A 21,333-nucleotide genomic window follows, 5' to 3' on the forward strand; every position below is an offset into this window, starting at 1 on the left:
GCCACCGTTTGAGCAGGATTCAACAGATCCGCGCGTCTCAGGGGCCGTCCCGCATCTGCCTGAGCGTCTGTTCCGACAGCAGTCCCGACGCCCGACCCCGTCTTCCGTCTCCCTGTGTACAAGGTTGCCGATTTGCGCCCCTCACTCCGGTCGACCGCACCGGCCCTGCTGATATCGGCTGCCATCAGCGGCCTTCTCTGCGTCTGGGCGGTGTCCGCCGCACCCGCCTCGGCACGGACCGCGCTGGGCTGGGGCGCGGGCGCGAGCGCCGTACTGCTGACCGCCGCCGTCACCGTCGCCGCCCACGCTCTGTGGGCCGGCAGACAGCTCCGCGAGCGGAACGCCGTCCTCACGGCGCGCCTCGACCAGCTCGCCGCCAAGGCCGGCCGGGCCACGGAAGACGTCCGGCGTACCGTCGCGGACGCGCGGCGCGTGGCGGCCGACGCCGCCCGCAGCGAGAGCGACCGCGCGGCCGCCGTCTCCGCCTGCGCCAACGCGGCGGGACGTATGCAGGCCCTCGCCACGAGCATGCTCGCCGACCTGCGCGAGATGGAACACCGGCACACGGACGAAGAGGTCCTCGGCGATCTGCTGCATCTCGACCACCGCACCGCTCAGGCCGGCCGCCTCGCCGACTCCATCGCCGTGCTGACCGGCGCGCGCTCCGGGCGGCGCTGGGCGAGGCCCATCGTCATGGAATCCATCCTGCGCGGCGCGATGGGCCGGATCAGCGGCTACCAGCGGGTGCGGCTGCACTCGACGAGCGAGGTGGCCATCGCGGGCCACGCCGCCGAGGGCGTCATGCACGCTCTCGCCGAGCTGCTCGACAACGCCGCCAACTTCTCGCCGCCGACCGCCGAGGTCCATGTGTATGTGGAAGAGGTGCCGGCCGGAGTCGTCATCACCGTCGAGGACAGCGGACTGGTGATGAGCGAGGTCCAGCTCCGCCGCGCCGAGCGCGCCGTCTCCACGGAGCAGTCGGATCTCAGCGGTCTGTCCGGCACCCGGCTCGGGCTCGCGGTCGTCGGCCGGCTGGCCCGTAAGCACGGGCTGACGGTCTCTTTCCGGCCGTCCGCGCGAGGTGGTACGGGAGTGGTGATGATGCTGCCGCACGGGCTGGTCACGGAGGTGCGCACGGCGCCGCCGGCCGTACGGACACCGGCTCCCGCTCCGGAGTCCGGCACGGCGCGGGAGCCCGCACCGGCTCCTGGTCCGGCCGCCGCGGCGGCTCCCGAACCGGCTCCTGAACCGGCCTCCGCCTCCGCCTCCGCCTCCGCCGAGCTCGGCGAGAGCGGCCTGCCCAAGCGCCGCCGCGGCCGCACCCTCGCCGCCGCGCTGCTCCGCACCGGCGAGTCCACACCGCGCTCACGCGGCGCCGCTGAGTCCACGCGATCCACCGGCTCCACGGCTCCGAAGCCCGCCACAGCGGCCGTTGTCACGCCGGCAGCCCGGTTCAGCAGCTTCCGCAAGGCCGTACGACGCGTCCCACCGCACCCGGCGATCCCCCCTCACCCGGAAGGCAGTCCCCGATGACCGGCACCTCCACCAACGAGAAGCTGAACTGGCTGCTGGAGAACCTGCTCCAGCGCACGCCCGGCACACGCCACGCACTCGTCCTGTCCCGGGACGGCCTCAAGCTGTCCCGTACGCCCGAGCTCTCCGTCGACCAGGCCGATCAACTCGCCGCCATCGCGGCCGGTATCCAGAGCCTGTCGCACGGCGCGTCCGTCGAGTTCGGCGACGGCGCGGGCGGCGTGCGGTCCGCCATGACCGAGTTCTACGGCGGTGTCCTGCTGATCGTCGAGGCCGGGGACGGCGCTCATCTCGCCGTCGTCGCCACCGAGGACTCCGATGTCGGCCTCGTCGGCCACAACATGAGCGAACTCGTCGAGCAGCTCGGAGAACACCTCACCTCGCCGCCGCGCACCACCGCCCAGGACCACGGCGGCGTACGGGTATGAGCCGGCCGGGCCGGGACGACTCTCCCGACCGGCTGTACACCCTCACCGGAGGGCGCAGCCGGTCCGACCCGGGCCTCTTCGACCTGGTGACGCTGGTGGTCGCGGAGAGCGATCCGGCGCCGGGCATGCAGTCGGAACACGTGGCGATCCTGCGGATGTGCCGGCGACCGACGGCCGTCGTGGAGATAGCGGCCGAACTCGGTCTGCCCGGCGGCATCGTCCGGATCATGCTCTCCGATCTGCTCGGCACCGGCCGGATCAGCGCCCGCCATCCCCGGCCGGCCCGCGCGACCCACAGACTTCCCGATCCCGACATCCTGGAGCAGGTGCTCGTTGGACTCCGTAACCTCTGAACGGCCCACCGGTCCCACCGGACCCGACGGGACCACCGCCGCCTCCGGAGACCGGCCGGCCCTGGCCGGCACCGCGGACAACGGCCTGAAGATCGTCATCGTCGGCGGATTCGGTGTCGGCAAGACGACCATGGTCCGGTCCGTCAGCGAGATCCGTCCGCTGAACACCGAGGAGACGATGACCCGCGCGGGCGAGGGCATCGACGAACTCGGCGGTCTCGACGGACTCCGCACCAAGGGCTCGACCACCGTCGCCTTCGACTTCGGCCGGATCTCCCTGGACGAACGCTCGGTGCTCTATCTCTTCGGCGCTCCCGGGCAGGAACGTTTCTGGTTCCTCTGGGACCGCCTCTTCTCAGGGACGCTCGGCGCGGTCGTACTCGTCGACACCCGACGGCTCTCGGACTCCTGGTACGCCATCGACCGCCTGGAGCACCACGGCACGCCCTTCATCGTGGCCTGCAACGACTTCGGCGGTCCCGTCCACACCGAGGAGCAGATCCGGGAGGCGCTCGACCTGGCGCCGGACGTGCCGCTGGTGGAGTGCGACGCACGGGACCGCTCGTCCAGCAAGTACGTACTGATCACACTGGTCGAGCATCTGCACACCCTGTCCGCGAGCAGAGAGGCGGACCTGAGAGCGGCCGGCCCGGCCGCGGACACGACCCCGGAGACCGCACCGTGACCACGCCGACCACACCGCCGCCGACCGCACCGGCCGACTCACCGGCCCACGAGCCGGAACCGGCCGCCACGCCCGCCCCGCCACCCGGCTGTCCCGCGCACGGCGTCTCCGGCGCGGCCCCGCTCGGCGGACCCCGCTTCCAGACCGAACCCGCCCAGCTCTACCGGGAGATGAGGCGCGACCACGGCGCGATAGCTCCCGTCGTCCTCGAAGGCGATGTCCCGGCCTGGCTGGTCCTCGGCTACCGCGAGCTGCACCAGGTCACCAGTGACCCGGTGCTCTTCAGCCGCGACTCCGGGCTGTGGAACCAGTGGGACCGCCTCCCGGCCGACTGGCCGCTGCTGCCGATGATCGGCCGCGAGCAGCCCTCGATCCTCCACACCGTCGGCGAACGGCACCGCGAGCGCGCCGCGATGATCAGTGACGCGCTGGAGGCGGCCGATCCCTTCGCCCTCAGGCAGTACGCGGAGCAGATCGCCGACGAGCTGATCGACGGCTTCTGCGCCGACGGCGGTACGGACATCATCGCCCGGTACGCGATGCTGCTCCCGGTACGTGTCCTCGCGAAGATCTACGGCTTTCCGGACGAGCAGGGCCCGGAACTGGTCTCCGCGCTGAACGACATGATCGACGGCCGCGAGCGGGCCCTGGCAGGCCGGCGCCGTCTCACCGAGTCGATGGCGGCGCTCCTCGTGGAAAAGCACGCCGAGCGGCACGCCGAGGAGCCCGCCGGTCCCGGACCGGATGTCGCCTCCCGGATGCTCGACGACACCAGCGGCTTCACGGACGAGGAGATCGCTCAGGACCTGGTGGTGATGATGGCCGCGGGCCACCGGCCGACCGCCGACTGGATCGGGAACTCGCTGTGGCTGATGCTGACCGACGACCGGTTCGCCGCGTCCCTGTCCGGCGGCCGGCACAGCGTCGCCCAGGCCATGAACGAGGTCCTCTGGGAGGACACACCCACTCAGAACGTCGCCGGCCGCTGGGCCGCCCGCGACACGCGTCTCGGCAACCGCCACATCAAGGCCGGCGACCTGCTCCTCCTCGGTCTGGCCGCCGCCAACCGCGACCCGCAGGTCCGTACCGACGGCTCGGCGCTCACCGGTGGGAACAACGCCTTCTTCTCCTTCGGCCACGGCGAGCACCGCTGTCCGTTTCCCGCCCAGGAGATCGCCGAGGTCGTCGCGCGTACGGCCATCGAGGTGCTGCTCGACCGGCTCCCCGACATCGACCTCTCCGTGCCCGCCGAGGCGCTGTCCCCGCGGCCGTCGCCGTGGCTGCGCGGGCTCTCGGAGCTGCCGGTCCGGTTCACTCCCGCTCCCGCCGTCGGACCCGCTTCCGAAGGCACGGGATGACCTGTCCGCTCGCGAATCCGGCGGACTCCGCGGACCCGTAAGTACGGCGCGGCCGGTCCGCGCCGTACTCCCTGCGAGTGAAGCTCCGGTCGTGTCCTCCGGCGCGACCGGCCGCGCCGGGCGGCAGCACGCGGCCCGCGTCCGGCGGTCCCGCGCGCCCGTCGGCGGTCCGCGCGGAGCCGTCCCACGGACCGGAGTGTGTGTCTCATCCGACGGACACTGTTGCCGACCGTGCGGCGGGAGGGACTAGGCTCCGGGCCCGTGGCCGACATTCAGATTCCCGCTGACATCAAGCCCGCCGACGGCCGTTTCGGCGCAGGCCCCTCCAAGGTGCGGACGGAGGCGGTGGACGCGCTGGCCGCCACCGGTGCATCGCTCCTCGGCACATCTCACCGCCAGGCGCCGGTAAAGAACCTGGTCGGCGCGGTGCGCGACGGAGTACGGAACCTCTTCGCGCTGCCCGAAGGCTATGAGGTGATCCTGGGCAACGGCGGCTCCACCGCCTTCTGGGACATCGCGACGCACGGACTGATCGAGAACAAGTCCCAGCACCTGTCCTTCGGCGAGTTCTCGTCCAAGTTCGCGAAGGCGTCCAAGCTCGCACCGTGGCTGGCCGAGCCGACCGTCATCTCCGCCGACCCCGGCTCGCATCCGGACCCGGAGGCGGAGGCGGGCGTCGATGTCTACGCCCTCACCCACAACGAGACCTCCACGGGTGTCGCGGCTCCGGTCAACCGGATCGCGGGCGCCGACGAGGGCGCACTCGTCCTGGTCGACGCGACCTCCGGCGCGGGCGGCCTGCCCGTCGACATCACCGAGACGGACGTCTACTACTTCGCTCCGCAGAAATCCTTCGCCTCCGACGGCGGCCTGTGGATCGGTGTCTTCTCGCCGGCCGCGCTGGAGCGTGCCGCGCGTGTGCACGGCTCCGGGCGCCATGTCCCGGAGTTCTTCTCGCTGCCGACCGCGATCGACAACTCGCTGAAGAACCAGACGTACAACACACCGGCGCTGGCCACGCTCTTCCTGCTGAACGAGCAGCTCGACTGGCTCAACTCGCAGGGCGGCCTGGACTGGTCGGTCCGCCGCACGGCCACCTCCGCGCGGACGCTGTACGGCTGGGCCGAGGCGTCCAAGTACGCGACGCCGTTCGTCATCGACCCGGCGAAGCGCTCGCAGGTCATCGGCACCATCGACTTCGCGGACGAGGTCGACGCGACGGCCGTCGCCAAGGCGCTGCGCGCCAACGGCATCGTCGACACGGAGCCCTACCGCAAGCTGGGCCGCAACCAGCTCCGCGTGGCGATGTTCCCGGCGATCGACCCGGCGGACGTGGCCGCGCTGACGGCGTGCGTCGACTATGTGATCGAGCGTCTCTGACCGCCGTACGGTTCCCCGGCTCCACGCCCCGTGCACCACTGACGGAGTCACGTTTACACTCGCGGACCCCGGCGCACATCGCGCCGGGGTCCGCCGTGTCGCGGCCGGTCCCGGCCGCTTCAGTTCTTCCGGCGCATCCGCCTGATACCGAAGAACAGCGCGGCCACGCCCGCCAGAAGGACCGCACCGAGCGTGGTGTTCCCGGGCCGTCCGGCGCCCGCGCCCGTGTCTCCGCCGCCTCCGCCGGACGAGGAACCGCCCTTCTTCGAGGACGAGCCGCCGTCGGTGTCCTTGCCCAGGTCCACCCGCACCACTCCGCTCTCCGTGCCCTCGGAGCCGAACATCAGCGCCTTGCCGTCGGCCGTGTAGGTCACCGACTCGGCCTGTCCCTGGAACGGAGCGCGTACCGAGTGGTCCGCGCCGATCCGGCCGTTCTTCCACACATACGCGCGCGCGCTGAAGTACGAGCGCAGCAGCAGTTCCCTGCCGTCCGGCGAGAACGCTCCGTCCGTCACCCAGGGCACCTCGCCGATCCGCCGGAAGGTGTTCGTCCCGGAGGAGCTGAGCCGGGCCGGACCCTCGTACAGCCCGCCGCCGTTCTCGTTCTTCGAGGCGATGTAGACCCGCCCGGTCGTGGGATCGACCATCATCGCCTCGGCGTCGCGCGGCCCGTCGGCGTACCTGACCGTGAATTGCGTCGCGTTCACCGTCGCGTCCTTGAGCCGCTTGGGCTCCGGGAACCGGTAGATCCACACGTGGTCCCAGCTACCGCCCAGGTTGTCGCCGATGTCGCCGACATAGACGTCTCCGTCCGGGCCGATGGAGATGGCCTCCACGTCCCGTGGATCGCCGATGCCCCGCAAGGTGATCGTCGCGACCGTCTCGCCGGTCCTGGAGTCGACGGCGTAGATGTACGGCCCGTCGTCGCTGTCGTTGTGGGTCCAGTAGATACCGGGATGGGCGCGGCTGGCGGCGAGTCCGCTGGACTCGGTGATCCGCGGATCCTCGATGGTGAAGCTCTGGTCGGGCGAGCCGTCACCGGCCGCCGAGGCGGCGCGGGACGACACGGCGGAGGCGGACGCGTACGCCGACGCGGACGGGATCAGCAGCACGGCGCCGACGGCGGCAGCGGCGACGGCACCGGAAAGACGCAGGCCGGGACGGGACGGAAGCGAACGCATGCCCCCAGCCTGCCATCCCGGCCGCCTCCGCATCCCCATGTCCCCACTCACGTCACGACTCACGTCACGGTCGCGGCGGTGATCGGCGAGGATGACCGGACACGTTTTCCGTCCGGCGGCGCTTCCATGGCCTTCCGCCGCGACACGTACGGGCACCGAGAGGAATATGAGCCGCATATGACCGTCCTCCTCCGTGTGGATGCCACGGCGACCACTCCCGCGATGGTTCTGCGTCCCTGGGAGGAACGCGACATCGAGCCGCTGATCGAGGTGTACCGCGACCCCGTCATCCAACGGTGGACACGTATCCCCGTCTCCCACCACGAGGACGCCGTCAGATGGCTGAGAATCCAGTCCGAGGGCTGGGCGGACGGCACACGACTCAGCTTCGCCGTGTACGAGGAGATACCGGCCGCCGGCGGCAGCCTGGTCGCCAACATCGTGGTCAAAGCGTCCGATCCCGCCGGCCGCACCGCCGAGGTCGGCTACTGGACGGCGGCCGCCGCCCGCGGCCGGGGAGTTGCTCCGCGCGCCCTGGAGGCGGTCTCGGTCTGGGCCTTCAACGCTGTCGGGGGCGGCGGTCTCGGCGAGCTGCGGCTGCTGCATCAGATCGACAACCCCGCCTCCTGCCGAGTCGCCGAGAAGACGGGCTACGAGTACGCGGAGACCCTCGCCGCCCGGCCGCCGTTCCCCGTGGCCGGTCATCTGCACATCCGGCGAGCCCGCGTCCTCGAAAAACCGTGCGGCGCCGCGCCGTTGGATCGGTAGGGTCGGCCGACGACTCGCAGCCGAACTCCGGGAAGCGCCGCCATGGACGAGGACCCGCTGTATCCGCCCGGTTCGATCTGGGCTCCACACTGGGCACGGCGTGGGAGCTGGCGCGCGCCTGGCCGGACGCCCGGCTGATCGTCGTCGAGGACGCGGGCCACAAGGGCAGTCGCACCGAGAGACGCGAAGTGCGCGCGGCTCTCGACGCGTTCGCGGGCTGACGGCCCGCCGGCCGTCAGCCCGCCCGCGCCGGCCGGACACGTCCGTCCCCAGACGGACGTGGCTGCCGCAGGTCGGCTGCGAGACAGCCTCCGGCGGACAGCGGAGCCCGGCGCTCCGGATCTCAGGCCGGGTCGCCACCCGCGGCGACCGGGACGCCGTCCTGATCGCACCACGTGGTCGACAAGCCGCCGGACAGAGCGCGGTTGCCGTACTGCTTGTAGGTCAGCTCGCCCTTCTGGCATCTGACCCAGCCCGTGAACGAGTCGCCGCGACAGGTGATGGCCACTCCTCGGTGGCCGCCGTTGTCCGTCACGTCACTTGGCTGGTCGCAGCTCAGCGGGGCGGCGGCCGAAGCCGGTGCGGCCGCGGTGAGCTGACCACCCGCCGCGAGGGCGAGCGCCGCGGCGAGAGCGGTGAACGTGCGTATGGAGCGCATGGTGAACCTCCTGATAGAAGCCGGACACAAGACATGTCCAGTCACTCACAGGAACTGCATGATCACAGATCGGCATCATCATGCGCGGTCCGGACAACTTGGCCGGAAACCACAGGAAGTACCACTTCAGCGTCCAGTAGTGATCTCTTGCGCCGAACGGGCATTTCACGCTATTCGCACCGCCGGCCGACGCCCACAGGGCGGACCCGGACTTGCTTCGAGTGCGCTCGAACGCGTTGGCTGTGGAGTCATGAAGTACACGCAGCTCGGACGCACCGGACTCAAGGTCAGCCGACTCGTCCTCGGGACGATGAACTTCGGGCCTCTCACCAATGAGGCCGACAGTCACACCATCATGGACTCCGCCCTCGACGCGGGAGTCAATTTCTTCGACACCGCCAATGTCTACGGCTGGGGCGAGAACAAGGGCCGCACCGAGGAGATCCTCGGCACCTGGTTCGCCAAGGGCGGCGACCGCCGGGACAAGGTCGTCCTCGCCACCAAGGTCTACGGCAACATGGCAGCGGACGGCGACGCGTGGCCCAACCACGACAAGCTCTCCGCCCTCAACATCCGCCGCGCGGTGGACGCCAGCCTCAAGCGGCTGCAGACCGACCACATCGATCTCTACCAGTTCCACCACATCGACCGTGTCACGCCGGTCGAGGAGATCTGGCAGGCCATCGACACCCTGATCCAGCAGGGCAAGATCCTCTACGCGGGATCGTCCAACTTCCCGGGCTGGAAGATCGCCCAGACCAATGAGACCGCCCGCCGCCTCGGCTCGTACGGCCTGGTCAGCGAGCAGTGCCTGTACAACCTCGCCGAGCGCCGCGCCGAGATGGAGGTCATCCCGGCCGCGCAGGAGTACGGCCTCGGTGTCATCCCCTGGTCGCCGCTGAGCGGCGGTCTGCTGGGCGGCGCGATCCGCAAGGAGCGCGAGGGCGGCGGCGCCCGCACGAGCGAGGGCCGCTCGGGCAGCGGGCTCGCCAACACGAAGATCCGGGCACAGATCCAGTCGTACGAGGATCTGCTCGACAAGCACGGCATCGAGCCGGGCGAGGCCGCTCTGGCCTGGCTGCTCACCCGTCCCGGAGTGACCGGCCCGATCGTCGGCCCGCGGACGATCGAGCAGTTGGAGTCCGCCATCAGGGCGGTGGATGTGGAGCTGTCGGAGGAGGTCCTGTCCTCGCTGGACGAGATCTTCCCGGGCCCCGGTCCCTCGCCGGAGGCCTTCGCCTGGTAGGTCTTCGCCTGGCAGGCCTGAAGACGAGCGTGAGCCGGCCGGTCGGCCGGCTCACGTACGAGGAGGACGGTCCGAGCGCGGCTCCGGCCGCGTCCGGCCGTCCCTATCCGTCTTCGTCCGGCCGTCCTTGGACGTACGGAGGCCGTCCTTGGACGTACGGAGGCCGTCCTTGGACGTACGGAGGCCGTCCTTGGACGTACGGAGGCCGTCCTTGGACGTACGGAGGCGGTGCTCAGACGAAGAAGGCGTCCATCATCGCCACGTCGGAGAGATAGGTCTCGATGTCCGAGATCTTGCCCTCGTGCACGGCACACACCGTGATCACGTACTCGTCCAGCACGCGATCCTCCCGCCGCGCGGTGTTGTGCAGCGACAGCGCCATGTTGTCCCTGCTCACCAAGATGTGCAGCAGCCCGAAATCCAGTCCGTAACCGGCGATCGTCCGCGCCCGTTCGACCACCGCGTCCGCGCCCCGCGCCTCACCGGAGACCGCGTTGTCGCCCGGCAGGACCCATACCGCCTCGTCGTGCAGCAAGGACCGGATCAAGTCCCAGTCGCCCGCCGCCAGCGCCTCGTGGAAGGCCCTGCCGAGCGCGTAACTTTCGTCGTACGAGTCCATAGCCCGGCCCGGCCTTTCGGCAGCGCGTCCCAACGATACGTGTCTGTCGAAAAGTATCTCCCGGGTATCGCCCGTCGGCCGAGTCCTTCAGGGCCGGACGGGCCGGGGCCCGGGCCCGCCGGGCCGTCAGCCGACCGCGGCCGCGACCGCGACGATCACGAACATCAGCACAAGAACACCGGCCATGATCCGGTTCCGGGTTTTCGGGTCCACACGTCGAGGTTAACCGCCGGAGCCGCCCGGCCCGTCGGCCGGGTCGTCCCGGCGGCCCTTCCCTGGGCCCTGTCCGACAGGGCCCAGCGGCCAACGCGAGACCGCCTCGTACCGCGGCTGCTCACCGGACACGCCGCCGACCGGCAGCCGGCTCCGTACGAGTACCAGCTCGGCCACCTCCCACCGAGTCCCGTCGAAGCCGTCCAGCGCCTTGGCGAACGGAGCCGCCTCGGTGCCTCCTCGACCACGCGCGAGCGTGAGATGCGGATGGTAGCGGCGGTGCTCGTCCATCGGCACTCCGGCCCGGCGCGCGGCGGCGTCGGAGCGTGCCGCGAGGAGCCGAAGCCCGTCGAGCCCTCCCGCCGCGCCGGCCCACAGCGCGCGGTCGCCGAAGTGCCCGCCGCCATGGATCCGCAGCGCGAAAGGCTCGGTGCGGCGCGCGGCCCGCTCCAGCCGTTCGGTCAGCGCGGGCAGCAGCCGGTCCTCGACCTCCCCCATGAAGGCGAGCGTGAAGTGCCAGCCGGCCTGTCCGGTCCACCGGAGCCCGTCGGCCCCGGGCAGCGCCCGGAGCCGCTCGACGGCGCCGGCCAGTTCCTCGACGGCTCCGGCGGGCGGCAGTACAGCGGCGAACAGTCTCATGCCGACGAGTCTCCCAGCCGCACAACGGCGTGACCCGGTCACCGTGCGTATCGTTGTACCGCGCGGCTGCCGCATCCCCGCGATGGCGGGGAGGAGCGCCACCGATGACCGTCGTGGAGACCGACAGGATCGACATGGCCGACGAGAGCGACGAGAGCGACGAGCTGACTCCGGACAGGATGTTCAGGCTGCTCGAAGAGATGTCCGTCCCCGAGGGAGTGAAGGCCGAGATCGTCGGCGGGAACATTTTCATGTCGCCGCGACGGGATACGCATGGGGAGATCATCCGCCGCGTCGCCCGGCCCTGGACGACACGTACGGCAAAACAGTGGCCCCGACCGGCCTCGCCGGTCAGGACCACTGTCGCGGAGTCACCTCACGCAGCCGTCGCGAGCTGCTCCTTCGGTACGAACTCCATGTGCGGACGCCCGCCTCTCAGGTCGAACTTGAGGCGCACGCCGACCACGCGGGTCAGGATCAGGCCGATCACCGCCGCCGCGACCAAGGAGACCGCGCCGCCCGCCGCGAACCCGACGCGGGCGCCGTAGGTGTCGGTGACCCAGCCGAGGAACGGACCGCCGAACGGCGTGCCGCCGACGAAGACCATCATGTAGAGGCTCATCACCCGGCCCCGCATCGCCGGGTCGGCACCCATCTGGACACTCGTGTTCGCGCTGATGTTCGTCGTCATGCCGAGCATGCCGATCGGCAGAAGCAGCAGCGAGAACAGCCAGACGGACGGCGACAAGGAGACCATGATCTCCAGCAGACCGAAGGCCATCGCCGTGATGATCAGCAGCCGCAACCGGGAGGAGCGGCGTCTGGCGGCGAGCAGCGCGCCCGCCAGGGAACCGGCCGCCATCAGGATGTTGAAGAAGGCGTAGAGCCCGGCTCCGCCGTGGTAGACCTCATGCGCGAACGCGGTCAGCCAGATCGGGAAGTTGAAGCCGAAGGTCCCGACGAATCCGACGAGGACGATCGGCCAGATCAGCTCGGGCCGGCCCCGTACGTAGTTCAGGCCTTCTCTGAGCTGGCCCTTTCCACGGCGTATGGGAGTGGACTCGTGCAGCTCGTGCGAGCGCATCAGGAGCAGACCCAGCAGCGGAGCGAGAAAGGACAGGCCGTTCAGCATGAAGGCCCAGCCGCTGCCGACGGTGGTGATGAGGACACCGGCGATGGCGGGGCCTATGAGTCTCGCGGACTGGAAGTTCGCCGAGTTGAGGCTGACCGCGTTACGGAGCTGGTCCGGGCCGACCATTTCGGAGACGAAGGACTGGCGGGTCGGGTTGTCGACGACTGTGACCATGCCGAGCAGGAAGGCGATCAGATAGACATGCCAGACCTGCACATGTCCGGAGAGGGTCAGCAGAGCGAGAGCGACTCCGCACAGGCCGAGTGCGGCCTGCGTGACGAGAAGCAACTGCCGTTTCGGATAGCGGTCGGCGATGACACCGCCGTACAGACCGAAGAGCAGCATCGGGAGAAACTGAAGAGCCGTCGTGATACCGACGGCCGCCGATGAGCCGGTGAGGCTGAGCACCAGCCAGTCCTGAGTGACCCGGGACATCCAGGTACCGGTGTTGGAGACGACGGCTCCCGTCGCGAACAACCGGTAGTTGCGGATCTTCAGCGACGAGAATGTCCCGCCGCCGGCGGTGCTGTCGTGGGTGGATATCGGTGCGGGGGCGGAGTCTGATCCGGATCCCGTACTCAAAGTGGGTTCGCCTCCTAACAGCGCGCGGATTACAAGTGAGCGAGCTTTTCCAGTACGGGGGCGGCAGCGCGCAGCTTCGCCCACTCGTCATCGTCCAGCCCCTCGGCGAGGGTCGCCAGCCAGACATTCCGCTTGCGGCGGCTCTCTTCGAGCATCGCCTCGGCCTCCTCTGTCTGGCTGACCACCTTCTGCCGACGGTCGTCGGGGTGCGGCTCGAGCCTGACGAGACCCTTCGCTTCGAGCAGCGCGACGATGCGAGTCATCGACGGCGGCTGGACATGCTCCTTGCGGGCCAACTCGCCCGGAGTGGCGGAACCACAGCGCGCGAGCGTGCCCAGCACCGACATCTCGGTGGGGCTCAGCGACTCGTCAACACGCTGGTGCTTCAGACGCCGGCCCAGCCGCATGACGGCGGAGCGAAGTGCGTTCACGGCGGCGTCGTTCTCGTCGCCGTGGGACAGGTCAGGCATGTTCGTTAGCATAACTCATTACCCAAGCTAAATACCAACCGGACGGCCCGCAAGGTATCCGCACACTAATCACTCGTACGAGTGAGCCCACTGCGGAAAGTGACCCAACGGGCCCCACCTGCCCCGTCGCTGGACCGCATGGACCGGCAGGGCCCGGCAGGGTCTACGCGAGACCCAGCGCCGGCATCGCGTAGAAGAAGACGAAGACCGCCGACACCGCGTACATCGCCACCGGCACCTCGCGGCCCCGCCCGGCCGCCAGCCGCAGCACGCTGAAGGCGATGAAGCCGATACCGATGCCATTGGTGATCGAGTACGTGAACGGCATCATCACCATGGCCAGGAACGCCGGAGCGGCGATGGTGTAGTCGCTCCAGTCGATGTCCCGCACCGAGCCGGCCAGGATCATGAAGCCGACCGCCAGCAGGGCCGGCGTCGCGGCCTGGGACGGGACCATCGTCGCCAGCGGTGTGAGGAACAGCGCCACCGAGAAGAGCGCGCCCGTCACGACGGAGGCCAGTCCGGTCCTGGCACCTTCGCCGGCACCGGCCGTGGACTCCACGAAGCAGGTACCGGCGGAGGAGGAGGTCGCGCCGCCGGCGGCGACCGCGATGCCGTCGGCGAAGAGGACCCTGTTGATCCCCGGGAGCCTTCCCCGCTCGTCCATGAGCCCGGCCTCGTCGCCGACACCGAGGACGGTGCCCATCGCGTCGAAGAAGCACGACAGCAGGACGGTGAAGACGAAGAGGACGCCGGTGAGGACGCCGACCTTGCCGAAGCCGCCGAACAGACTGAACTGGCCGAGAAGGCCGAAGTCCGGGCTCTCGACCGGGCTGCCCGGCCACTTCGGAGTCGTCAGACCCCAGCTCGGCACCTTCGCGACCGCGTCGATGACCAACGCCAGGACCGTCATCGCCACGATGGAGATCAGGATCGCGCCCGGCACCTTACGGATGATCAGCGCGAGTGTGAGCAGCGCGCCGAGGACGAAGACCAGGACGGGCCAGCCGTCGAGATGGCCTCCGGCGCCGAGCTGGAGCGGCACGGTGGTCCTGGCGGCGTCCGGGATGCGCGAGACGAAACCGGAGTCGACCAGGCCGATCAGCATGATGAAGAGACCGATACCGATGGCGATGCCCTTGCGCAGCCCGTCCGGCACGGCGTTCATCACGCGTTCCCGCAGACCGGTGGCGACCAGCAGCATCACCACAAGACCGGCGAGTACGACCATGCCCATCGCGTCCGGCCAGCTCATCCTGGGAGCGAGCTGGAGCGCGACGACGGTGTTCACGCCGAGGCCGGCCGCCAGCGCGATCGGCACATTGCCGATGACGCCCATGAGCAGTGTGGAGAAGGCCGCGGTCAGCACGGTCGCGGTGACGAGCTGGCCACTGTCGAGCTGGTGGCCGTACATGTCCTTCGCGCTGCCGAGGATGATCGGATTCAGCACGATGATGTAGGCCATCGCGAAGAAGGTGGCGAATCCGCCGCGCACCTCACGGCCGACCGTGGAACCGCGCTCCGAGATCTTGAAGAATCGGTCCAGACCGCCGGACGGCTGCCGCGGATGCGGCGGCTGGGCGGAGGAGTCGACCGGAGCGGTGGCCGAGCGGGGCATGCGGAACCTCAGTCGTCGTACGAAAGGCGGGCAACCGGCGAAGGCCGGTGAAAGCCGGCACGGTCGAGAAATCCGGTCAGACTTAGAGGTTCAGCCGAACAAATCCAGTCAGTCGGAAACCGTTTCAGTATGAATACATCGCGCGAAGATCGCTATCTTCGCGCGTAGACCCTTGCGCCGCCTGCCCGCAGAGCACCCGCGCACCGCCGCGCACCGCCCGCACAGAGCGCTGTCGGCACCCTCGCGGCACCACGCGAAGCCCCGCATAGACTGAGCCCATGACCGGTTCCTCGACCAGATCTCCGCAGCGGGAGGCGCCCGAGCCCCTGGAGGGGCCGGTCGTCGCCACCATCACGGGCGGCACGATCATCTGGTTCGTCCTCTTCCTCGTACAGCTCCCGTTCTACGGCTGGTACGCCGACCACGGACACGCCTGGTGGATCTGGAGCTGTCTGGCCGGCGGCGGGCTCGGCATCATCGGCATCTGGTACGTACGCGGACGTGACGCGGCTCTCAAGCGCGCGGCGGCCGGCGCGAACCCGCCCGAAGGAACGTCCGGCGGCTCCTCCGTCTGACGGGACCCCGGCAAAACTCCGGGTCCGTCCCGGAGCGGCGCACCGGCCCGGACAGGGACCGCTCGTCCCAGGGTCCGATCCACCGGACGGTCGGCGGGTAAAGCGGTGCGGCGGGTCGTACCGTCGGAACCATGACGCAGTGGGCGAAGACCGACACCGACGGCCCGGAACCGCATGGCCGCGGTGGACCCGGTCCCATGATCGACGCGGGCGCCGAGCTCGACCCCGTACATCCCATGAAGCCACCACGGCCCGCCGGCCGGCACACCGGTCTGACCGCCGCCGAGGTGGCGGAGCATGTCGCCCGCGGCGAGGTCAACGACGTCCCGGTACGCAGCAGCCGCTCCCTCACCGAGATCATCCGCGCCAATGTCTTCACCCGCTTCAACGCGATCATCGGCGTGCTCTGGGTGATCATGTTCTTTGTCGCACCGATCCAGGACACGCTCTTCGGGTTCGTGATCATCGCCAATACCGGTATCGGCATCGTCCAGGAACTGCGCGCCAAGAGAACCCTCGACGGCCTCGCGGTCATCGGCGAGGCCAAGCCGACCGTCCGGCGCGACGGCGTCGCCGCCGAGATCTCCACCTCCGGGATCGTGCTCGGAGATCTCGTCGAGCTCGGCCCCGGTGACAAGGTCGTCGTGGACGGCGAGGTGGTCGAGGCCGACAGCCTCGAAGTCGACGAGTCACTGCTCACCGGCGAGGCCGATCCCGTACTGAAACATCCCGGCGATTCCGTGATGTCCGGCAGCTTCGTGGTCGTCGGCGGCGGCGCGTTCCGGGCCACCAAGGTCGGCCGCGAAGCCTATGCGGCGCAGCTCGCCGAGGAGGCGTCCCGCTTCACGCTCGTCGACTCCGAGCTGCGCAACGGGATAAGCACCATCCTCAAATATGTGACCTGGATGATGATCCCGACCGCGATCGGACTGATCATCAGCCAGCTCGTCGTCCATCAGAGCAACTTCAAGGACTCGCTCGCCAGGACCGTCGGCGGCATCGTCCCGATGATCCCCGAAGGGCTGGTGCTGCTCACCTCCGTCGCCTTCGCGATCGGAGTCATCCGGCTCGCGGGACAGCACTGCCTGGTCCAGGAACTGCCCGCCATCGAAGGACTGGCGCGCGTCGACGTCGTCTGTCTGGACAAGACCGGCACGCTCACCGAGGGCGGCATGGACATCCGTGAGCTGCGGCCACTGGGAGGCGCGGACGAGAAGTACGTACGGCGCGTCCTCGGCGCGATCGGCGCGTCGGAACCGCGCCCGAACGCCAGCCTCCGGGCGATCATCGACGCCTATCACGACGACCGCGCGGACTGGCCCGTCACGGCGGCGCTGCCGTTCTCCTCCGCCCGTAAATACAGCGGCGCCGCCTTCACCGAGCCAGGAGGCGACAGCGAGGACGGCGCCGCGAAACGCTCCTCCGGCTGGCTGCTGGGCGCACCCGATGTCCTGCTGCCCGAGGGCGATCCCGCGCTCCAGGAGACCGACCGGCTGAACAGACAGGGCCTGCGGGTGCTGCTGCTGGCCCGCGCCGCCGGCGAACTGGACGCCTCCGACGCGGCGGCCGGAGCGAGCGCGACCGCGCTGGTGGTCCTGGAGCAGCGGCTGCGGCCGGACGCCGCCGACACCCTGCGCTACTTCGCCGAGCAGAACGTCGCCGCCAAGGTCATCTCCGGCGACAACGCGGTCTCCGTCGGCGCGGTGGCCGGCAAGCTCGGTCTGGCGGGCGCGGAGCACACCGTCGACGCGCGCCGTCTGCCCACCGACCGCGACGAGATGGCCGAGGCGCTCGAATCCGGGACGGTCTTCGGCCGGGTCACACCGCAGCAGAAGCGCGAGATGGTCGGCGCGCTCCAGTCACGCGGACATACGGTCGCGATGACCGGAGACGGCGTGAACGACGTGCTGGCGCTGAAGGACGCGGACATCGGTGTCTCGATGGGTTCGGGCTCGGAGGCGACCCGGGCCGTCGCGCAGATCGTGCTGCTGAACAACAGCTTCGCCACGCTGCCGTCGGTGGTCGCGGAGGGCCGCCGGGTCATCGGCAACATCACCCGGGTCGCGACGCTCTTCCTGACGAAGACGGTCTACTCGGTGCTGCTGGCGATCCTGGTGGCCTGCTTCCAGGTGGAGTATCCGTTCCTGCCGCGCCATCTCACGCTGCTGTCCACACTGACGATCGGCATCCCGGCGTTCTTCCTGGCGCTGGCGCCGAACACCGAGCGCGCGCGGCCGAACTTCGTACGCCGCGTGATGCGTTACGCGATTCCGTCGGGCGTCATCGCCGGCGTCGCCACCTTCGTCACCTACATGCTGGCCCGGCACTACTACGTCGGCGCCGACGCGCTGAACGCGGAGACCAGCGCGGCGACGCTCACCCTGTTCCTGGTCTCCATGTGGGTGCTGGCGATCGTCGCCCGTCCCTACACCTGGTGGCGGATCGGCCTGGTCCTGTCGATGGCGGCGCTGTTCCTGGTCGTCCTCGCCGTACCGGCGCTCCAGCACTTCTTCGCGCTGAAGCTGGTCGGTGTGACGATGCCGTGGACGGCGGTGGCCGTCGCCGTGGCGGCGTCGGCCGCGCTGGAGTACTGCTGGCAGTACGTCGGCCGCCGGTTCCCCGCGTAGCCGGACGGAGGCCCGGCACATCGCGTGATGTGCCGGGCCTCCTCGACAGGGCTCAGTCGAACCAGCGGTCCCGGGCCAGCTCCTCCGTCCGGGACGGATCCTCCAGCAGCGCCGCCACCTCGAAGCGCCGCGGCCACTGGCCCGCCGCCCAGGCCAGGCCCGCCGCGACGCCCTCCAGCGTCGCCGCGTGCACGACACCGTCCGGAGTGCGGCGCCAGTCCAGCTCCACACCGCCCGCGAGCAGCTCCTCGTGCTCGACATACGCCTCGGGCGTGCCCGCGCCCAGCAGGACATGGACCGACTCCGGCACGGTGTGCTCCTCGCCGGTCGTCGTCACCTCCGCGGCCACCGTCTCGCTCAGCCGGCGCACCTGGAGCAGCTCCGACAGCTCCGCCGCGCGCGCCGGCGACACCGGCAGCAGCGGCAGACCGCCGGCCAGCGTCAGCAGATCGGGCGCGTCCGCGATCACCGCTTCCGCCGCGTCCACGACCCGGACCTCACCGTCGACGACCGCGCGCAGCTCGTCCGGCAGCGTCACCTGTTCCGGGTCGAGATCGGCGAGCGCCGTGTAGAGCGCGTGAAGCTGTCCCGCGCGCACCGGCCGCGAGGGGTCGGCGAGCCGTCCGAGCAGCTCCGCCGCGCCGCCCGGCTCGTCGAGGAGCGCGGCGACCGATGTCCGTACGCCGAGCGCGCGCAGCACCTGCACATCGTCGAAGCCGGTCGCGTCCACGGAGTCGTACAGTCCCGCCAGCAGCGGGTCACCGCCCGCGGCCCGCAGCCCGGCCGGCCGGCGCCCGTCGAGCACCGGATGGTCACGCAGCCACCACGCGGTGTACGAACGCACGGCCTCCGTCGTGCCGTCCGGCAGCAGCACCCGCACAGGCTGGGTCAGCGCGTCCCGCAGCGGCGGCCTGGCCAGCAGCGCCAGCGCCCGCGGCCACGCGTCGTCGTCCACCAGATCCAGGTCCCGTACGGCCACGATCTCCGTGGCGACCGGCGGCACCGGTGTCTCCGGCAGCCGGTCGAGGACGTCCTCGCACCAGACATCGACCGCGTCGAGCAGACCGGCGTCGTCGGGCTCCGCGAAGTCGCCGTCGCGAGGCTCCAGTTCATCCGGATCCAGCACGACATCGGTGGCGCGTACGAGCGCGAAATTCGCCAGGACCCCGCACGCCGCCAGCGGCTGCTCGCCCCAGCGCTCGGCCAGATCCGCGTCGCAGAGCGCCAGTTCGTCCTCGCGCATGACGGAGGCGAACGGGCTTCCCGGCAGGACGAGTTCACCGGCCGGCGCCAGTTCGCCGTCCTCGTCGGTCAGAGCGAGCGCCGCCAGCCATGGTTCGTCGCCCGCCTCCAGTCCGGCGTCGCGTACGAGCCCGAGGACGGTTTCGGCCAGTTCCTCGGCGTCCGGCGCCGCGTCCTCGTCCCACACCTCGCCCGCGTCCAGCGAGGCGGCGACCGCCGCGCGCACCTGCGGAGTCGTCAGCACGGCACGCGGTGTGGCGGGCAGCGCGCCCAGCTTCTCCAGCAGCGGATGAGCGGCCTCCGGGTGCGCGACCTTCAGGCCGAGCCGGGCCAGACCGGCCGGTGTCCCGGTGTCCGGCAGAGGCAGCAGGACCTGGCGCGGCCCGATCGTCGTACGGCCGTTGGCCAGCGGCACCGGCAGCCCGGACAGCCGGTCCGGATCGACACCGGCGAGCGATTCGTACAGCCGCCGCCACCAGGCCGGTGGCCGCTCCGCGCCCGCGATCCGCTCGATGGCCTCGCCGAGCGGCAGCCGGCCGACGCCCAGCGTGCGCAGCTCCGCGCGGCGCTCGAATCCGGCGGGCAGCAGCGTCGGCAGCACCTCGGCCAGTACGCGCACGGTGTCGGCGCCCGCGCCCTCCACGACCTCCGCCTCGAAGGGCCGCAGCACGGTCAGCTCCTCGCTGGGCGCGGCCGGAGCGAGGAAGGCGACCCTGGGCAGCCGCTCCAGGATCGCGGCCCGCAGCCGTCCGTCCAGCTCGCCCTTGCCGAGCGGTCCCGGCACCAGGTCGATGGTGCCGGTGGAGACGGGCTGCCAGCCGCCGAGCAGCTCGGCGTACGCGTCCGCGGCCTTTTCGACGAGGAAGTCGGTGAGCGGCCCCGGCGCGGGATGGCGGCGGGTGGTGTCGAGCGGCAGCGAGGCGATCAGCAGCGCGGGCACGCCGAGAGGCTCGTCGGTAGGGGTCGGCGCGTGCACGACGGGCGCGGTACGCGGACGGGCCGGAGCGCCGTCGCCGTCCACGGGCACGGCCCAGGTGACGGACCAGTGCGGCCGCAGCCGCTCCTCGACGGGACGTCCTTCGAGCAGCTCGGGCGCGGTGGCGCCATGGTGGCTGACCACCCGCCAGCGGTGGCCCCCGCCGCCGTCCGCGCTGTCGTCGACATGGATGTACGGCCCGTCCTGGGACCGGCGCAACACCCGCTCCCCGTCAGGGGTTTCGATCACGATCTCGGTGAGCCCGGCGAGGGTCAGCAGCAGCGCGTCATCGATCCCGGCGAGCAGCCGCTCGACAAGATCGGCCGCGGTGCCGTCGCGCAGCGGCAGCATGACAACGGTGTCGTATCCCTCGGGAGGCGTGCCCTCGGCCGGCAGCGGCAGCCGCAGCAGCGGTACGTGCCCTTCCCGGCGCCGCAGCTCGTCTCCGAGTCCGGGGCTCGCCTGGGCGGCGCCCTGGGCCAGCTCGCGGGCCTCGGCGAGGGACCAGCGGACGCCGCCGTGCCGCCCGATGACGGCGGGCTCGTCGCTGACGGCGAGAACCGCGGCGAACCCGACGCCGAACCGTCCGACGGCGGCCTCATGTCCCTCCCGCTTGGCGGAGGCGCGCAAGGTGCTGAGCGACTCGACGCCGGTCGCGTCGAGCGAGGCACCGGTATTGGCGGCCGCCAGTACGGCGGGACCTTCGGCGCTGCCCGGCCGCAGCGTCAGCCGGAGCCGGCCGGACACTCCGGCGCGGGCGGCGGCGTCGGCGGCGTTCTGGGCCAGCTCCACCACGAGCCGGTCGCGGTAGCCGCCGAGCGCGAGATCCTCCTCGGCGTTGGCGTCCTCCCGGAACCGCGCGGGGCCCGCGCCCCACGCATCAAGCACCCCACGTCGCAGGCGCGCCGTTCCGAACGGGTCGGCCCCCTCGGTCGTCGTGACGCTCACGCTGTGACTCCGCTCTGTCCGCCTGCCGCTTTATCTGTGCGGCCGAAGGTACCGCGCGCGGGTCGCCGTCCGGCGGGGGGTGCGGGTGTCGTGGTGCGGGGC

At 70.7% G+C, this 21,333-nt stretch carries 18 protein-coding genes and 1 pseudogene; 11 read left to right on the forward strand and 8 right to left on the reverse strand.

What is annotated here, in order from left to right; all coding sequences use genetic code 11:
- The first annotated feature begins 132 nt into the window (after positions 1-132).
- The 6 genes from PV679_RS29130 to serC all read left to right on the forward strand — a co-directional run bounded on the left by PV679_RS29130 (position 133) and on the right by serC (position 5,737).
- Entirely contained in the window at positions 133-1,533 is a 1,401-nt protein-coding gene (locus PV679_RS29130) for an ATP-binding protein (protein WP_319683480.1), read from the forward strand.
- Complete coding sequence (locus PV679_RS29135) at positions 1,530-1,961, forward strand: roadblock/LC7 domain-containing protein (protein WP_319683481.1); 432 nt, start codon at positions 1,530-1,532, stop codon at positions 1,959-1,961. Before PV679_RS29130 ends, PV679_RS29135 begins: the two co-directional genes overlap by 4 nt.
- Positions 1,958-2,314: a DUF742 domain-containing protein gene (locus PV679_RS29140; protein ID WP_319683483.1), complete on the forward strand. Its 357-nt coding sequence runs from the start codon at positions 1,958-1,960 to the stop codon at positions 2,312-2,314. Before PV679_RS29135 ends, PV679_RS29140 begins: the two co-directional genes overlap by 4 nt.
- A complete protein-coding gene (locus PV679_RS29145) occupies positions 2,295-2,999 on the forward strand; it encodes a GTP-binding protein (RefSeq protein ID WP_416069828.1) in 705 nt (234 codons plus the stop codon). The genes PV679_RS29140 and PV679_RS29145 overlap by 20 nt, the downstream gene beginning before the upstream one ends.
- The gene (locus PV679_RS29150; RefSeq protein ID WP_319683485.1) at positions 2,996-4,357 is read left to right on the forward strand and encodes a cytochrome P450; all 1,362 of its coding nucleotides are present in this window, start codon (positions 2,996-2,998) and stop codon (positions 4,355-4,357) included. Before PV679_RS29145 ends, PV679_RS29150 begins: the two co-directional genes overlap by 4 nt.
- A 261-nt stretch (positions 4,358-4,618) precedes the next feature.
- Positions 4,619-5,737, forward strand: coding sequence for a phosphoserine transaminase (gene serC / locus PV679_RS29155; protein WP_319683487.1), 1,119 nt, complete (start codon positions 4,619-4,621; stop codon positions 5,735-5,737).
- Between the two features lie 119 nt (positions 5,738-5,856).
- Here serC and PV679_RS29160 read toward each other — a convergent pair whose 3' ends face one another.
- Positions 5,857-6,918 carry a WD40 repeat domain-containing protein gene (locus PV679_RS29160; RefSeq protein WP_319683488.1) on the reverse strand — a complete coding sequence of 354 codons (1,062 nt, stop codon included), beginning with the start codon at positions 6,916-6,918 and terminating at the stop codon, positions 5,857-5,859.
- Between the two features lie 177 nt (positions 6,919-7,095).
- Here PV679_RS29160 and PV679_RS29165 point away from each other — a divergent pair, with 177 nt between their 5' ends.
- Positions 7,096-7,686: a GNAT family N-acetyltransferase gene (locus PV679_RS29165; protein ID WP_319683489.1), complete on the forward strand. Its 591-nt coding sequence runs from the start codon at positions 7,096-7,098 to the stop codon at positions 7,684-7,686.
- 59 nt (positions 7,687-7,745) lie between these two features.
- Positions 7,746-7,907 (forward strand): annotated as a pseudogene (locus PV679_RS29170) (prolyl aminopeptidase); the annotation flags it as partial.
- A gap of 122 nt (positions 7,908-8,029) precedes the next feature.
- Here PV679_RS29170 and PV679_RS29175 read toward each other — a convergent pair.
- Positions 8,030-8,344 (reverse strand): hypothetical protein, encoded by a 315-nt coding sequence (locus tag PV679_RS29175; protein ID WP_319683490.1) that lies wholly within the window; start codon positions 8,342-8,344, stop codon positions 8,030-8,032.
- A 250-nt stretch (positions 8,345-8,594) separates the two neighbouring features.
- Between PV679_RS29175 and PV679_RS29180 the strand changes: the two genes are divergently transcribed.
- The gene (locus PV679_RS29180; RefSeq protein ID WP_319683492.1) at positions 8,595-9,590 is read left to right on the forward strand and encodes an aldo/keto reductase; all 996 of its coding nucleotides are present in this window, start codon (positions 8,595-8,597) and stop codon (positions 9,588-9,590) included.
- A gap of 232 nt (positions 9,591-9,822) precedes the next feature.
- On the opposite strand, the gene PV679_RS29185 is transcribed toward PV679_RS29180, so the two are convergent.
- From PV679_RS29185 to PV679_RS29210, 5 genes are all read right to left on the reverse strand, one after another.
- The gene (locus PV679_RS29185; protein WP_319683494.1) at positions 9,823-10,209 is read right to left on the reverse strand and encodes a nuclear transport factor 2 family protein; all 387 of its coding nucleotides are present in this window, start codon (positions 10,207-10,209) and stop codon (positions 9,823-9,825) included.
- A 222-nt stretch (positions 10,210-10,431) separates the two neighbouring features.
- Entirely contained in the window at positions 10,432-11,061 is a 630-nt protein-coding gene (thpR, locus tag PV679_RS29190) for an RNA 2',3'-cyclic phosphodiesterase (protein ID WP_319683496.1), read from the reverse strand.
- A gap of 376 nt (positions 11,062-11,437) precedes the next feature.
- Positions 11,438-12,775, reverse strand: a complete 1,338-nt coding sequence (locus PV679_RS29200) for an MFS transporter (RefSeq protein WP_319683498.1) — start codon at positions 12,773-12,775, stop codon at positions 11,438-11,440.
- Between the two features lie 29 nt (positions 12,776-12,804).
- Positions 12,805-13,245 carry a MarR family winged helix-turn-helix transcriptional regulator gene (locus tag PV679_RS29205; protein WP_319683499.1) on the reverse strand — a complete coding sequence of 147 codons (441 nt, stop codon included), beginning with the start codon at positions 13,243-13,245 and terminating at the stop codon, positions 12,805-12,807.
- 163 nt (positions 13,246-13,408) lie between these two features.
- A complete protein-coding gene (locus PV679_RS29210; protein WP_319683500.1) occupies positions 13,409-14,863 on the reverse strand; it encodes an NCS2 family permease in 1,455 nt (484 codons plus the stop codon).
- Between the two features lie 278 nt (positions 14,864-15,141).
- Here PV679_RS29210 and PV679_RS29215 point away from each other — a divergent pair, with 278 nt between their 5' ends.
- Together PV679_RS29215 and PV679_RS29220 are read left to right on the forward strand one after the other, a co-directional pair.
- Complete coding sequence (locus PV679_RS29215) at positions 15,142-15,438, forward strand: DUF2530 domain-containing protein (RefSeq protein WP_319683501.1); 297 nt, start codon at positions 15,142-15,144, stop codon at positions 15,436-15,438.
- A 197-nt stretch (positions 15,439-15,635) separates the two neighbouring features.
- Positions 15,636-18,065: an HAD-IC family P-type ATPase gene (locus tag PV679_RS29220; RefSeq protein ID WP_416069831.1), complete on the forward strand. Its 2,430-nt coding sequence runs from the start codon at positions 15,636-15,638 to the stop codon at positions 18,063-18,065.
- Positions 18,066-18,117: 52 nt separating this feature from the next.
- Here the strand turns inward: PV679_RS29220 and PV679_RS29225 are convergent, their stop codons facing one another.
- A complete protein-coding gene (locus PV679_RS29225; protein ID WP_319683503.1) occupies positions 18,118-21,231 on the reverse strand; it encodes a sacsin N-terminal ATP-binding-like domain-containing protein in 3,114 nt (1,037 codons plus the stop codon).
- Positions 21,232-21,333 lie beyond the last annotated feature (102 nt).

Source organism: Streptomyces sp. AK02-01A (assembly GCF_033795305.1).
GTDB lineage: Bacteria > Actinomycetota > Actinomycetes > Streptomycetales > Streptomycetaceae > Streptomyces.

Excerpts from the sequence above, each read along its gene's own strand:
- PV679_RS29135 (WP_319683481.1), top strand. The coding sequence starts at position 1,530 with ATGACCGGCACCTCCACCAACGAGAAGCTGAACTGGCTGCTGGAGAAC.
- PV679_RS29140 (WP_319683483.1), top strand. The coding sequence starts at position 1,958 with ATGAGCCGGCCGGGCCGGGACGACTCTCCCGACCGGCTGTACACCCTC.
- PV679_RS29160 (WP_319683488.1), bottom strand. The coding sequence starts at position 6,918 with ATGCGTTCGCTTCCGTCCCGTCCCGGCCTGCGTCTTTCCGGTGCCGTC.
- PV679_RS29165 (WP_319683489.1), top strand. The coding sequence starts at position 7,096 with ATGACCGTCCTCCTCCGTGTGGATGCCACGGCGACCACTCCCGCGATG.
- PV679_RS29175 (WP_319683490.1), bottom strand. The coding sequence starts at position 8,344 with ATGCGCTCCATACGCACGTTCACCGCTCTCGCCGCGGCGCTCGCCCTC.
- PV679_RS29180 (WP_319683492.1), top strand. The coding sequence starts at position 8,595 with ATGAAGTACACGCAGCTCGGACGCACCGGACTCAAGGTCAGCCGACTC.
- PV679_RS29185 (WP_319683494.1), bottom strand. The coding sequence starts at position 10,209 with ATGGACTCGTACGACGAAAGTTACGCGCTCGGCAGGGCCTTCCACGAG.
- thpR (WP_319683496.1), bottom strand. The coding sequence starts at position 11,061 with ATGAGACTGTTCGCCGCTGTACTGCCGCCCGCCGGAGCCGTCGAGGAA.
- PV679_RS29205 (WP_319683499.1), bottom strand. The coding sequence starts at position 13,245 with ATGCCTGACCTGTCCCACGGCGACGAGAACGACGCCGCCGTGAACGCA.
- PV679_RS29210 (WP_319683500.1), bottom strand. The coding sequence starts at position 14,863 with ATGCCCCGCTCGGCCACCGCTCCGGTCGACTCCTCCGCCCAGCCGCCG.
- PV679_RS29215 (WP_319683501.1), top strand. The coding sequence starts at position 15,142 with ATGACCGGTTCCTCGACCAGATCTCCGCAGCGGGAGGCGCCCGAGCCC.
- PV679_RS29220 (WP_416069831.1), top strand. The coding sequence starts at position 15,636 with ATGATCGACGCGGGCGCCGAGCTCGACCCCGTACATCCCATGAAGCCA.